10 protein-coding genes are annotated in these 11,933 nt (G+C 63.6%); 5 read left to right on the forward strand and 5 right to left on the reverse strand.

Annotation, left to right across the window (positions count from 1 at the left end):
• Nucleotides 1–90: 90 nt before the first annotated feature.
• Nucleotides 91–576, reverse strand: a complete 486-nt coding sequence (locus ACZ7LE_RS14430; protein WP_470403943.1) for a hypothetical protein — start codon at nucleotides 574–576, stop codon at nucleotides 91–93.
• 75 nt (nucleotides 577–651) lie between these two features.
• On the reverse strand, nucleotides 652–963 hold the full coding sequence (locus ACZ7LE_RS14435; protein WP_470403944.1) for a hypothetical protein: 312 nt from the start codon (nucleotides 961–963) through the stop codon (nucleotides 652–654).
• A 176-nt stretch (nucleotides 964–1,139) separates the two neighbouring features.
• On the opposite strand from ACZ7LE_RS14435, the gene ACZ7LE_RS14440 reads away from it, so the two are divergent.
• Nucleotides 1,140–2,120, forward strand: coding sequence for an aminoglycoside phosphotransferase family protein (locus tag ACZ7LE_RS14440; RefSeq protein ID WP_470403945.1), 981 nt, complete (start codon nucleotides 1,140–1,142; stop codon nucleotides 2,118–2,120).
• Nucleotides 2,121–2,245: 125 nt separating this feature from the next.
• A complete protein-coding gene (locus ACZ7LE_RS14445) occupies nucleotides 2,246–3,376 on the forward strand; it encodes a PrsW family glutamic-type intramembrane protease (RefSeq protein ID WP_470403946.1) in 1,131 nt (376 codons plus the stop codon).
• A gap of 845 nt (nucleotides 3,377–4,221) precedes the next feature.
• On the opposite strand, the gene ACZ7LE_RS14450 is transcribed toward ACZ7LE_RS14445, so the two are convergent.
• From ACZ7LE_RS14450 to ACZ7LE_RS14460, 3 genes are all read right to left on the reverse strand, one after another.
• Nucleotides 4,222–6,204 carry an ATP-binding protein gene (locus ACZ7LE_RS14450; protein ID WP_470403947.1) on the reverse strand — a complete coding sequence of 661 codons (1,983 nt, stop codon included), beginning with the start codon at nucleotides 6,202–6,204 and terminating at the stop codon, nucleotides 4,222–4,224.
• Nucleotides 6,205–6,238: 34 nt separating this feature from the next.
• Nucleotides 6,239–7,651 (reverse strand): DNA cytosine methyltransferase, encoded by a 1,413-nt coding sequence (locus ACZ7LE_RS14455; protein WP_470403948.1) that lies wholly within the window; start codon nucleotides 7,649–7,651, stop codon nucleotides 6,239–6,241.
• 585 nt (nucleotides 7,652–8,236) lie between these two features.
• Entirely contained in the window at nucleotides 8,237–8,479 is a 243-nt protein-coding gene (locus ACZ7LE_RS14460; protein WP_470403949.1) for a hypothetical protein, read from the reverse strand.
• Nucleotides 8,480–9,148: 669 nt separating this feature from the next.
• Here ACZ7LE_RS14460 and ACZ7LE_RS14465 point away from each other — a divergent pair.
• The 3 genes from ACZ7LE_RS14465 (at nucleotide 9,149) to ACZ7LE_RS14475 (ending at nucleotide 11,923) form a co-directional block, all read left to right on the forward strand.
• Nucleotides 9,149–10,285, forward strand: coding sequence for a DNA cytosine methyltransferase (locus ACZ7LE_RS14465; RefSeq protein ID WP_470403950.1), 1,137 nt, complete (start codon nucleotides 9,149–9,151; stop codon nucleotides 10,283–10,285).
• Between the two features lie 36 nt (nucleotides 10,286–10,321).
• Nucleotides 10,322–10,729: a very short patch repair endonuclease gene (locus ACZ7LE_RS14470; RefSeq protein WP_470404555.1), complete on the forward strand. Its 408-nt coding sequence runs from the start codon at nucleotides 10,322–10,324 to the stop codon at nucleotides 10,727–10,729.
• A 399-nt stretch (nucleotides 10,730–11,128) separates the two neighbouring features.
• Nucleotides 11,129–11,923, forward strand: coding sequence for an NgoMIV family type II restriction endonuclease (locus tag ACZ7LE_RS14475; protein WP_470403951.1), 795 nt, complete (start codon nucleotides 11,129–11,131; stop codon nucleotides 11,921–11,923).
• Nucleotides 11,924–11,933: the final 10 nt, after the last annotated feature.

The raw sequence follows: 11,933 nt of genomic DNA on the forward strand, positions 1-11,933 counted from the left end.
TTCCTGACGATTCGATCGTAAGAGCGGGACGGCGCGGGTTCCTGGCGAGGCGGGTGCATTCACCCCTTCCGACCGCCGGACACCGCGCTTCTACGACGACGGCTGCAGCAGAGCCCTCAGACGATCGCCGATCGGCCCTTCACGCCAGTTCTTGTCGTAGAAGCTGACCTGGATCCGCGACAGGGCCGGGTGTCCGGCGGCGGCCTTGGGGACGCGGGTCGGCTCGCCCGCCGCGTCGACGAAGGTGACGACGGGGTTAGCAAGCACGAGTTCGTCAGCAAGAAGGCCCTGGCGACGCTTGCGGTCGATCCCCACCACCTCGGACCAGGGCGCCTCGATCCTGTACGCGTCGCGCTGGACTGCCAGACCGGATTCCGAGACCGTGAGCGTCCGACGGCGTACGCGCCGGTACATCCGGATCGTGAGCACCAGGGAGACCACAACGTAGACGACGGCCAGCACAACAAGGACCGACCGCTGTGTCGTGATCAGGACGAGTGAGATTGCAGCCGTGAGAATCGGGATCGGCAGAACAAGGAAAAGGGCGAGGTCCTGTCGAATCCGGTAGACGGTCACGGCTCGGAGCGTAGTGGACGTCTTCCGCGTCAGGTGCCGCGGATTCCTGATCGCTCGATCGTCAGGGCGCCTTGCTCACTCATCCCGAGCGCCGGACAGGCCGGCGTCCTCGACGGCTCGTTCGAGGGCGTCGACGGACTGGTCGAGGATGTCGCGCAGCAGGCGCGCCTTGTGCAGGGCGTTGCGCGCCTCGGCCGGGGTGTCGGCGTCGAGGTCGAGTGTGACGACGCGGCCGCAGTCAGCGATGGTCAGGCGTGCGCTGACGCGCTTGGCCCGCTCGTCGTCGGTGTATCCGGGTTCGGTGGTGATGTTGGCCAGCGCGTACGCGCCGGCGTGGTGGCCGCGGCGGTTCAGGAAGGTGCGGCGGTAGAAGCGTCGGAACGCCATGGGTACCTCGTCTCAGGACAACTCCCGCCTGAGTGGGCGGGGTCGGTACCCGCTCGTGCTGCTCACCATGGTGGAACTGTAGGTCGGTGGGGTTGGAGTTCGCACGGGAATTCGGACGCGCGCGCCGGGCCCGACGACGCTGCGGCGCGGCAGGCCCGGAACCTACGCTGGCGGGCATGACGGTCTCCCGGCGCCTCCTCGACGACCCCGCCACACTTCGCGAGGCCCTGTCCGAGGCCGGCGCGATCCCGCCGGGGTACTCGGGCAGCCTGGAGGTCACGCGGATCGGCGCCGGGTTCGGCCTGAGCGGCACGACGGCGAGCGTCCGCCTCGACGACGCCTCCCCCGGGCTGGTCGTCAAGCTCGACACCGCGGAGACGATCCGTCGCGAGCGCCTCTTCTACACCCGGTATGCCGAGGCGCTCGCGGGCCAGGTGCCCCGCTACGTCGGTTCTCTGCTCGACGACGATGCCGGGCTCCTCGCGCTCGAACAGGTCACGCCGGCGGAGCAGCTCGACGTGCTCGCCGGCTGCGACGACGCGACCGCCGAGCGCCTGGTGTCCCTGCTCGCCACGCTGCACGCGGGCACATGGGACGAGCCGGTTGACGTCGACCCGGCGTTGCCACGCTGGCGGCGGCGCGCGTGCGCCGAGGACGAGTGGGGCGTGCGGCTCGATACTGCGCAGCGTCGGTTTCCGGAGTTCCTCGATGCCGGGGCGACCGAGCGCCTCGCCGGGCTGCCGAACCGAGTCGCCGGTGCGCTCGACCGCCTCGCCGCCGTCCCGCACGCCTGGATCCATGCCGACGCCCATCTCGACAACGTGCTGCGCCGACCGGACGGCGACGTGGTGCTGCTGGACTGGGCGACGTCGTGCGTGGGCCCGCCGCTCGCGGACCTGGCGCAGCTGCTGGCCGGCGGGCTTGTCGACGACCCGTCAGGGTCGGCTCGACTGAGGCGCTTGCTCGGGATCTACGTCGAGGCACTGGGTGCGCACGGGATCGAGGTCGACCCTGACGACGTCGCCTCGCTCACGCGCGACGCCGTGCTGCTCTGGGTCCAGGGCATGGTCGGCTGGGCGGCGTCGCCGGCCCGTCCAACCGGGCGAACGGACGCGGTGCTCCGTTTCCAGCTCGGCGTCGCTGGGGCCTGGAGCTGAGCCGGGCAGTCGGGGCCATGTGACCGTAGGCGGCGCCGACGGTCCGACGTCCGCCCGATGCGTCGGCACCGGGGTGCTGTTCGCGTCCGATGGTGGTGTGCGACGGGTGATGGTTCTCTCCAGTCATGACACTCGTCGTGGTGGGCGCGATCCTGTTCCTGGCGGGCACGACGGGTGCCTTCGTCGCTGCCCGACCGCGGGACGGCGTTCCCGCAGCCGGCTGGTACCCGGACCCGAGCACCCGTGAGGCCCGGCAGCGGTTCTGGGACAGCCGTGCCTGGACCGGCGAGGTAGCCGACGGCGGCCCGCCTGCCGCACGCGGTCGGCACTTCCACGGACGCTTCTGGGGTCCGTGGGTCTGGTACCTCGTGGCGGCCGTCGTCGTTCTGGCGGCTGGGTCGATCGTGTACCAGTCGTCGGGAAACATCCACGTCATGGGCGTGGCGAGCCTGCTCGGCATGGCCGGCGTCTGCTGGGCCTTCTACCGCTTTGTGAACCGCCAACTCGCGCTGGACGACGTCGTCGGCCCGGTCACCGTCCTGGCGGTGGCCGTGGGCACCAGCGGAGCCGTGCTGCTGATCGCCGCGAACATCAACTCCTGGATCATCAACGGCGCGGGGATCGCGACGGCGACCGCGTGGGTCGGCGTCGTCGAGGAGGGGACCAAGCTCCTGGTCCCGCTGCTGCTCTTCGCGCTTGGCCGGTACCGCGACCCGCGCGCCGGCATCGCAGTGGGCCTGGCCTCAGGCTTCGGCTTCGCGATCACCGAGACCACCCAGTACGCGTATCAGACGGCAGCGGCGTCTGGGCCCAACTTCTGCGGAACGGGTGTTCTGGATGCCACGCCCGCCGCGGTGGTGCAGGAGCAGGTCTTCCGGGTATTCACCGTCTCGCCGCTGCACTGGCTGTGGACCGGGATTGCCGCGGCGATCGCCTGGCGGCTGTGGCACCTGTACGGGTGGCGCAGCACGTGGGGCGCGCTGGGTGGGATCGCGCTGGTGATGGTGGTGCACTCGCTCAATGACAGCTCGGCGACGGCGTTCTGCGACGATCCGGCGGCGAGTACTGGTGCGGTCGTGCTGCGGTGGGTGCTGGTGGTGGTGATGTACGTGGTGTTCCGGGCGTGGGCGCGGAAGTCGGTGCCGCCGCAGCTGGTGGGGGTGGTGAGTCGGGGGTGGGTGCCTCGGCGACTGCATGGGCGAAATACACAAGCCACGCCTGAGACGGGACGTCAGGAGCCAACTGCGCGGTCGTAGTCCGCGTTGGGCTAGGAGCGGCTGTCGCGACGGCGCAGCAGCAATGACCTGCACAAGGATCAGGTCGTGACGTCAAGGTCCACGCGATGGACGTGTGAGCGCCGCTTCGTCACATATCGATCCGATCAACGGCCAGAAGTTGATCATGTGGGTCTGGCGGAGTGGATCGTTGGAATTCTGCGGTTTCTAGGTTAGCGGAGGCTGGGCGTGCCTGCTGCGTGCCACTCCGGAACTGGTCGCAACGCCGGTCTACGAATCGAGCGAAACGTCGAATGCATCTAGCCGAGTGCATCTACGAGTCGACGCATACCTTCTCCGACTCTCCGTTCACTGAACTCCTCGTACAGCCAGGGTGTGAGACGCGCGGACGCACCGGTCCGAAGAAGTCGCACAGGCCGTCGCCGTGAACGCGACCGGACGCTCGTGGCCGTGAAAAGCTGAGCGCGCTCAGGGACGCAGGGCGCTTCGCCTTCAAGGTCTGTGCCCTCAAGTCCTCTGCGACATACGACAACTAGAGAGCCATCGACATCCACCGCGCCGTCCTCTGCACGAGATCGGCGAAAGCACCACCACCAAAGCAGCTGACCGAGTGGCGCCAGCATAGCCACGGCTCACTCTTCGCCTAACCGAGGACTGCAGGGCGAAGGGTGGAGTACTAGGTTGAGCTGGGCGCCGGGCATAGATACAACAGGTCGACAGCATCGGCCGCGCGGGCTTCGCCAGCTCCGCAGCGCCACCGTTGGCGCCCGGACCTATCAGCCCTACCCCGCAAGGCGCCACCACCACGAGGCCTCACCACCGCCACATGCTGGCGCGAATCGCCCGATCAACATCAAGAACAGACCCTACGGTCCTGTCGAACCGGTCCGCTCTGAACGCCCACGAGAAACTTCAAGCCAACCGAGATGCATACGATGGGTCTCGTCGAGTACCCGATCCCAGGTCTTAAACTCAAGGCGGGGCGCCGTGATCTGCTCCAATGCCTTTCTAATTGGATCAGCCTGCTGCGTATATCCCTGCGCCACCATAAGGCCTCGAATGGTGGGAGGCGTACTGTTCCTTGCATAATGCTGCGTCACAGCTTGCACGTATGCATGGAACTTGTTCACCTCGTCCAAATTAGCCTTCCGAATGCTGCCATTCTCATAGGTTCCACGCTTGATCTCGACTACAACAACTTCGTCCACAGTGGCTGGAGCCTTCGGCACTAATGCGAAAAGATAATCGAGGTGATGCCCGCTCTCTGCATCGACCTCCGGCTGAAAATTGACGCCGGACAAGGTAGTCACATCTATCTCGTCGCCTAGCAAATGCCAACGAGGATCAAGGAGCCATGCATCATCCCGAACGATGTTATGTATATCCGGGACTTCTCTTGCGCCCTCATCGAGCGCTTCCTGCAGCTTCTCAATGGTCGCGATCCTCGCCTCAATAACAGACATCAGTCGACGCGCATCGATCAGCCCAAACTGAGCCACCAGGGACCACATTCGCTCCTGGACCGGTTCGTCCTCTTCCTCGATCTGCTCCATGAGTTGGCGCACCTGGACATCACTGCGGCTGTCGACCACGGATCGCATGATCGTGTTGACATCTTTCTGGTCGACCTCCGGAAGTCTAGCCAGTTTTCCTGCGACACCCAGCATCGCTTTCTTTTCGCGGGCGGTGTAAACATCCAACATCTCGTCGAGCTCGGTGTTCTGCTGAGCTTCGGCCGCCGCCGCGTCGGCACGCAGGTCTTGCCGAGCGCGGAGAGCCCAGTTTAGCCGTCGACGGCCCCATGTCATGAACTCGTCGAGTCGCGCATCTTCAAGTTGTAGCTGGTCGCGGTTGCTCTGGATGAAGTCAGACTCGATGTCGTTTCCTTGATCCAACCAATCAGCTTCGACCTCGCCAACCAGGTACTCGAGCCCAAGTTGTGCGGTCGTGCCCTGTGCCCGCTCGAATTTGAAAGGGCGCTGGGCCATCTTGCTACGCGCAAGAATGCTAATACCTTGCTGCTCTCCTTCAGCAAGGGGCTTCTCGGTAAAACCGATCCACCAGCGGACGCGCTCCCCCGTTGAAAGGGTCTCTACGCCCCAGCCCTCGTCGTCTACCTCGACACCATCGGGTGCGTGGTCCTTGGGCAGCCGAAACTGTAGCTCTATGGAGAAACGCTTGAGGGGCTCACCGTTAATTAGTACCTTCATTTCACGAAGTGCGAATCTGCGCGACATCGAAACCTGAAAGGACTCAGCTGAAATCTTGCGCTTCACCCGCAACCGGCTGAGACGGATGCGCGTCCCATGTTCGAGCACAGCGCCATCTGGGCTTACGAGTTGCGTGGGAGTGACGGTGTCAACTTGGTAGTCCTGGTCAGGTTGTAGCTTCCGCACCGCGTCGTAGTCGATTCCAAAAGCTACGAGCGCGTCACCTCTGGTTGTGGTGCATTCCAGGTATCCCGCGGTTCCAAACGCGGCAAGTTTGCCGATCCCCTTCCGCCCATGGACGAGACGGCCGCCTTCCGATCGATCACCCAGTGACGTCAGCCGCCGCTTACGCCCCACTACGAGGTACGAAGACTGTGCCTGCTGCTTCGTCATGCCGTGGCCGTCATCGAGCACAATGAGTTCGGCGCCCGCTGCCCAGTCCTCCTCGAAAGGCACCGAGACCCAGACGTTCTGCGCGTCGGCATCCCAAGCGTTGCTGATGAGCTCTGCCACGGTTGCGGTAACCGAAGGGTAGAGCTGCGCGCCAAGTTGTTCGACTAGAGAACCGCCGAACTTCAGTACGAGCGGCTCGTCAGGGGGTAGCGCGGCTTGTCCTGCTCCGATGTCAAGACCATCCATAAATCGGCATTCTACGCAGCAACCTACGCGAAAGTCAGGCTTCGACCTGCGCGCCGTGCGACTTCACCCGAGCCTTGTCGAGTTGCCTGCTCGCTTTGAGCACACGTGGATCCGTAGCCGGCAGCAGCGGAACCGGCGAGTTCGTCTCAAGGAACGAACGGATCGCGCGGCCATGCATCTCTGTGAAGCGAGGGGGAACGGCTTCACCGATCATCTCCCGCAAGTTCGTGTGACCCCATCGCACGAGCGCGTCACCCCATTTAAAGTCCTTAGGGATTGTTTGTAAGTGCGCGCACTCGTATACGCTCAGGAGCCGGTTTTCCCATGGATGTATCGTCTTGTCGCTGCCGAGCCGACCACTTGCCGTCGTAACGGTCGAGGCAGGCGCATAGGGCTTCATTCGGGTATAGCTACTAGTGCGGAATCCCTTAATGAGGCGCCACGCTCCGCTCTCGCTTACGACGGGTCGAAGTAGTGGTTCGTCACAGACGGCGCATGTGGCGGCTTCAGGGTCAGTAGTCATCGCCGAGCATGACGAGCACTGCTGGTTTTCCCACGCTCCCCTGCCCGAGTTCGGCGGGATAGCAGCAACCATGCGGTACTGACGCTCGCTCCAGACAGGCACGAAGTGCATGGAGTTATTTGGGTCCACGGCACCTGTCGCGCTCGACGCGTCCAGGGAAGGGGGATTAAGCTCATGCAAAGATTCGGAGATTGTTATCTGCTTTCCACCCCAATCTGCGGCGTGGGTCGGGCGAGGAAATGCCGTGGCACCCGCATTTCGGGCGAGCCCTTCCTCATCATTGCGAATCAGTGTGAGGAAAGACCGCTTACGAGTCTGCGGCACTCCCCAGTCAGCCAGATCAGCGATCATCGAGAAAACCTTGTAGTCCTTGGAAAGCGCCAAAATCAGTAGTAGCGCGGCGCTGATCGGGCCACCCGTGGCCGGATCAGGGACCGCGCGAGTGAGAAACGCTGGAACGTTCTCGACCACGATTGCACGGGGCTTCAGCTCCTTCGCGACGGCCTCGATCACCGTCACTAAGAGATTGCGAGGGTCCTTGCCCCCCGCCTCGTGATCGTCATGGTTCCCCATTCCGCCTCGAGCACTGCTCATACCCTGGCATGGAGGACAAGCGGCTAGGAGATCAGGGCGCCGATCGCCCTCGCTAGACCTCCATTCGTCAATGACAGCCACCCAAGACGTTCGGAGATCACCGGGAATTCCAAATGCCGATGGGTGATTCCCAAGAGCAACCGCGAGTCGATTTGGGTCAATTTCAGCCATAACTCGAAACTCGAATCCAGCCGCCTTGTATCCAACATCGCCCGCGCCACAATTTGAGAAAAGACTGATCGCCTTCACGCGCCATCGCCTGCCTTGTGGAACATCTTGACGGCCGATCGATTGTGGGATTTTGCAGCCTTTGGGAGAGCTGCACGGCACGCATTGACACTTATGGGGGCCCTCCAGCCAGGCCCAATCGTTCCTTGAACACCCAACAGACTCATGGTGACAAGATCGGCTCGACCACTAGCGACACCGCTAGTGTCGGCTACGACCCCAGTAATGGCCGCGCTCACGCGGCCACGCACGCCGAGCCGATGATCGACACGGCTGGACACGTCGGCCTGTCGCAGACATCGTCAGCCCGTACGAGCGCTCCAACAGCCTTGGTCTCACTCATGTGCGCAAGACTAGCTGCGGCCCAGGGCCGTGCACGCATGCGCAGCGCGTGGCGCCTCGACGGATCAGCGGAGGCCAACAGACATCTGGAGAACCGTCGGTCGTCACTCAGTAGCTCGGGCAACGATGTGAAGTGCCTGCATGTACGAGTAGTGGCGCGCGGGTGTCAAGCCCTGTCAGTGCGGGCCCCTCTGGGTGTCGTCCCAGCACCGCCCGTCAGCGATGCACCACCCATTCCAGCGCTTGGTTTAGCTGGGATGTAGATCAAGACATTTTCGCCGCGATGGGTCCTCGAGCGCATCGATCAACCCTGGCGACTATCCGGCCGTTGCGCGTAGCGATCGGTCAGGCCACCCACGGACCGAACTCGGCCTGCAGGTCGTCCATCCGACCGAACGGAGGCTGATAGGCCTTACGCACCATTGAGTGTCGTCCCTTGGAGGTGCCACAAATCGCTTCAGCCATCTTGACGTTTACTTCCGCGCGCAGCGGGAGCGTGAGACCCTTCCGATCGGCGTACTGGCGGCAGTACTCGCACGTGCATTCGACGGTCGTGGTTGGGATGTCGGTGCGCGACTTTGCGTTCATGACCTCAGACCATCCTTCCGTTCAATCCTCATCCTACCTAGCGCAGCGAGACACACGAGGTCCGCACGACCGAGAAATGTGGCTCGTTGCAGCGGGCAGCATCCGACGACTTCGACAACGGCGCACGGCGATTTGTGAGCCGCGCAGCAAGGACGAATGCGACGAGCCGACTCTGCACTCAAGGCTACCTGGCACCTGACGGCCAGCCGCGCCGTCAAGGACGACGCGCTCGCCACTCCCACGCCCACGCGATCCGGATCGTGAGTCTCCCCGCACGCGGATCGCGCGCGCCCTCCCTGCTCTATCTGACGTTCTGGCAGACGGTACCTGTCAGCTGGCCGCGGACGGCGGCGTTGACGCGAACCGCAACTCGAACCGGAGCGCCCTAGCCCGCTGGCGAGGACATCAGAGTCACCAGACACGCCCGGTCACGAGCAGGGCCAGCGAACGGATGCAAGCGAGTCCTACCTCTCGTGCACGTCGACACCGGAGGATCACTCAGTGGACGCGGCACATCAGCGACATCGAGCCCGATGGCCTAGTGGGTCATAGCTCTTGACGCGAGACGAGGCCCAAGTGCGCAGCGCAGCCCTCCGCTTACCGAACATCCGTTCGGATGATCGGCGTGGCGCGCCATACGTGTCGGTGACCCCGCGTACGATCATGGCCATGAAGCGTGGGATCCCGATGATCGACCTGTTCGCCGGTTGCGGTGGCATGACGCAAGGCTTTGCCCGGGAGGGGTTCGAGCCGCTCATGGCAGTCGAGTGGGACAAAGCCGCGGCTGCGACTTACGCCGCGAATTGGGGCGAGGACCACGTCATCGCCGGCGATATCGCCGCCGTCGAGACGGCAGACATCCCACGCGCACGCGTGATCATCGGCGGCCCGCCTTGCCAAGGCTTCTCGAACCTGGGCCTGAAGAACCTCAACGATCCGCGCAACCAGCTCTGGCGGGAGTACCTACGCTTCGTCGAAGCCGCTCGCCCCGAGATCTTCGTCATCGAGAACGTCGACAGGTTCTCGAAGAGCCCAGAGTTCCAGATGCTCCTCGCCGAAGCGGACCACGGCAAGCTCCAGGATTACGAGCTGACACATGCGGTGCTCAACGCCGCCGACTATGGCGTCGCACAGCGGCGGAAGCGCACTATCGTCATCGGTTCGCGCGTAGGCAAGATCGAGATGCCTGCTCCGACTCACGCGAAGGATCCCGCTGCCGGCTCGGATCTGCTGCCCTGGCGCACCCTCAGGGACGTCATCGGTGGGTTACCGAGTGATCCAGCGTCAACGGATCTGCCCGATTCCACTGAAACGTACTTTGGCAGTCCGATGCCAGGGCCATTCAAGGGCCTGGACATTCACATCAAGCGTCAGCCGCTCCCGAAGAGCCTCGAACGCTACTCGTTCGTGCCTCCGGGTGGCGGACGGTTCGACGTACCAACCGAGCTGCTTCCCCGCTGCTGGCGGGAGAAGCCGACCGGAACGACCGACGTAATGGGCCGTGGTCGCTGGGACACGCCTTCGGTCACGATTCGAACCGAGTTCTTCAAGCCGGAAAAGGGTCAGTACCTTCACCCTCAGTGGGAGCCTGCCGCGGTCCAGGAGAGCTCCCAGTGGACCAAGGGTGACCCGTCGCGCAGTGTCGACCGTGTCATCACCCACTACGAAGCGTCACTCATCCAAGACTTCCCGTCGGACTACCAGTGGGTTGGCACGAAGATCCAGATCGCACGCCAAATTGGAAACGCCGTCCCAGGTGGCCTCGCGCAGGCCATTGCACGGCACATCAAGCCGTACCTGGTCTGACATGCCATGATCACCGACCCGGCGACCAGTCGACGGATGGCACGAGTACGCAACCGCGACACTGCTCCCGAGGTGGCGGTCCGTCGCGAACTACACCGTCGTGGTCGTCGGTTTTACGTCCAACGGCCAATGGTAGGAACGCGACGCCGTGCAGATATCGTCTTTCCGACGAGGAAAGTTGCCGTGCTGGTCGACGGGTGCTTCTGGCACTCGTGCCCCGAGCACGCAACGAGACCTAAGCGGAACGCCGAGTGGTGGGCAGAGAAGCTAGCACGCAACGTTGCGCGCGACCGCGAGACCGACATGCTTCTCGCAGAAGCAGGCTGGACCGTCGTGCGGATTTGGGAGCATGAGATGCCAACCGAAGCTGCGGACCGCGTCGAGCTTGCTCTCGGCGAATCCGACGCCAGACGTCGTAGGTCAAGCGCTGCGCCGAGCTCGTGAGTTCACCAGCCTCGCGAGCGACTGAGATCGCTGTCTCTCCCTCGACCAGGACTCACCCTTCCAGCTCAATTCGTGAATCGGTCGTCCGGGGGGCGTGCGTTATATCTCACGAGCCATCGGGCCTTCAGGCCCAGGATCGGAGCATCAGCGCCGTTGTGATCGCTTCGGCAGGCGGAAGATCCTTACGAACCGTCGGGATCAACAGCATGGCGAAGAGAGCGCGAACAGATGCAACGAGCTCCTCCGACTCGAGCTCGACGCGGAATCGACAACACTGGAAGTATCCGGTTTGTCGTGTCGTGGCCGGAAGCCCGTCCGGGCAGGTATCGTCTGCCGGGTGCCCATGCCACACGGTCCTGACCTCGACTTTTGCCGCTCGATCGACATCGAGGCCCGTGCATGACGGTTTCTAGCATCCTGACGTTCACAGGCTGGAAGAAGTCGCCCGTCGAGAACGGCCGGCCAAAGAACAAGGCGGGCTGGGCCTGGGTCCCGAACTGTTCCGACGTCGACTCCTTGGCAAGCCTTCGCCTCGGCGGTGCGATGCTCGACGCGCTCGGAATGTCGAACCCGAACGAGTCTGGCGAAATACCCCCTGACTTGCCTAGGAACCCGGGTGCGAACCTCGAAATCTGGGTTAGAGACCGACTGCTTACGGAGCTGCCGACTCATGACGCGGACCGCGAGTGGGACGTGGACCGTGGCTCGCTAATCACGGAATTTGCCCAGTACCAGCACCTCACAGCACTCGACCGGCTCATACAGTCCGACCCGAACTTGCGAGTGTCGGTCGGACAGGACTACCTCATCAAGCCTGACGTCACCGTGGGCCTTGGTGGTGCTTCTAGCTCGCAGGGAGTGCCGTTCCTCCATGCGGCAGTCTCGTGCAAGTGGACGATTCGGTCGGACCGAGTCCAGAACATCCGGCACGAGTTCAACCAGATGATTCGTCATCGTCGGGGTCGCCAACCGCATCTCGTAACCGTAACTGCGGAGCCCCTTCCGAGCCGTCTCGCCTCAATCGCGCGTGGAACGGGTGAGGTCGACGCTACGTACCACATTGCCTTTCAGGAACTCCACACGGCCGTTCTGAACTCCGGAGGCGATGCACAACAGGCCGCCTGGTCGGAGGTCGTAGGCCAGGGCAGGCTCAAGGACTTCAACGACCTCGCGAGCGACCTCGCACGCTGGTAGTAGAAGCCGA

Source organism: Promicromonospora sp. NPDC110617 (assembly GCF_055598465.1).

Bases quoted from the DNA above. Each gene is read 5' to 3' on its own strand.
- ACZ7LE_RS14435 (WP_470403944.1), bottom strand. From the start codon at position 963: ATGGCGTTCCGACGCTTCTACCGCCGCACCTTCCTGAACCGCCGCGGC.
- ACZ7LE_RS14440 (WP_470403945.1), top strand. From the start codon at position 1,140: ATGACGGTCTCCCGGCGCCTCCTCGACGACCCCGCCACACTTCGCGAG.
- ACZ7LE_RS14445 (WP_470403946.1), top strand. From the start codon at position 2,246: ATGACACTCGTCGTGGTGGGCGCGATCCTGTTCCTGGCGGGCACGACG.
- ACZ7LE_RS14450 (WP_470403947.1), bottom strand. From the start codon at position 6,204: ATGGATGGTCTTGACATCGGAGCAGGACAAGCCGCGCTACCCCCTGAC.
- ACZ7LE_RS14460 (WP_470403949.1), bottom strand. From the start codon at position 8,479: ATGAACGCAAAGTCGCGCACCGACATCCCAACCACGACCGTCGAATGC.
- ACZ7LE_RS14465 (WP_470403950.1), top strand. From the start codon at position 9,149: ATGAAGCGTGGGATCCCGATGATCGACCTGTTCGCCGGTTGCGGTGGC.
- ACZ7LE_RS14470 (WP_470404555.1), top strand. From the start codon at position 10,322: ATGGCACGAGTACGCAACCGCGACACTGCTCCCGAGGTGGCGGTCCGT.
- ACZ7LE_RS14475 (WP_470403951.1), top strand. From the start codon at position 11,129: ATGACGGTTTCTAGCATCCTGACGTTCACAGGCTGGAAGAAGTCGCCC.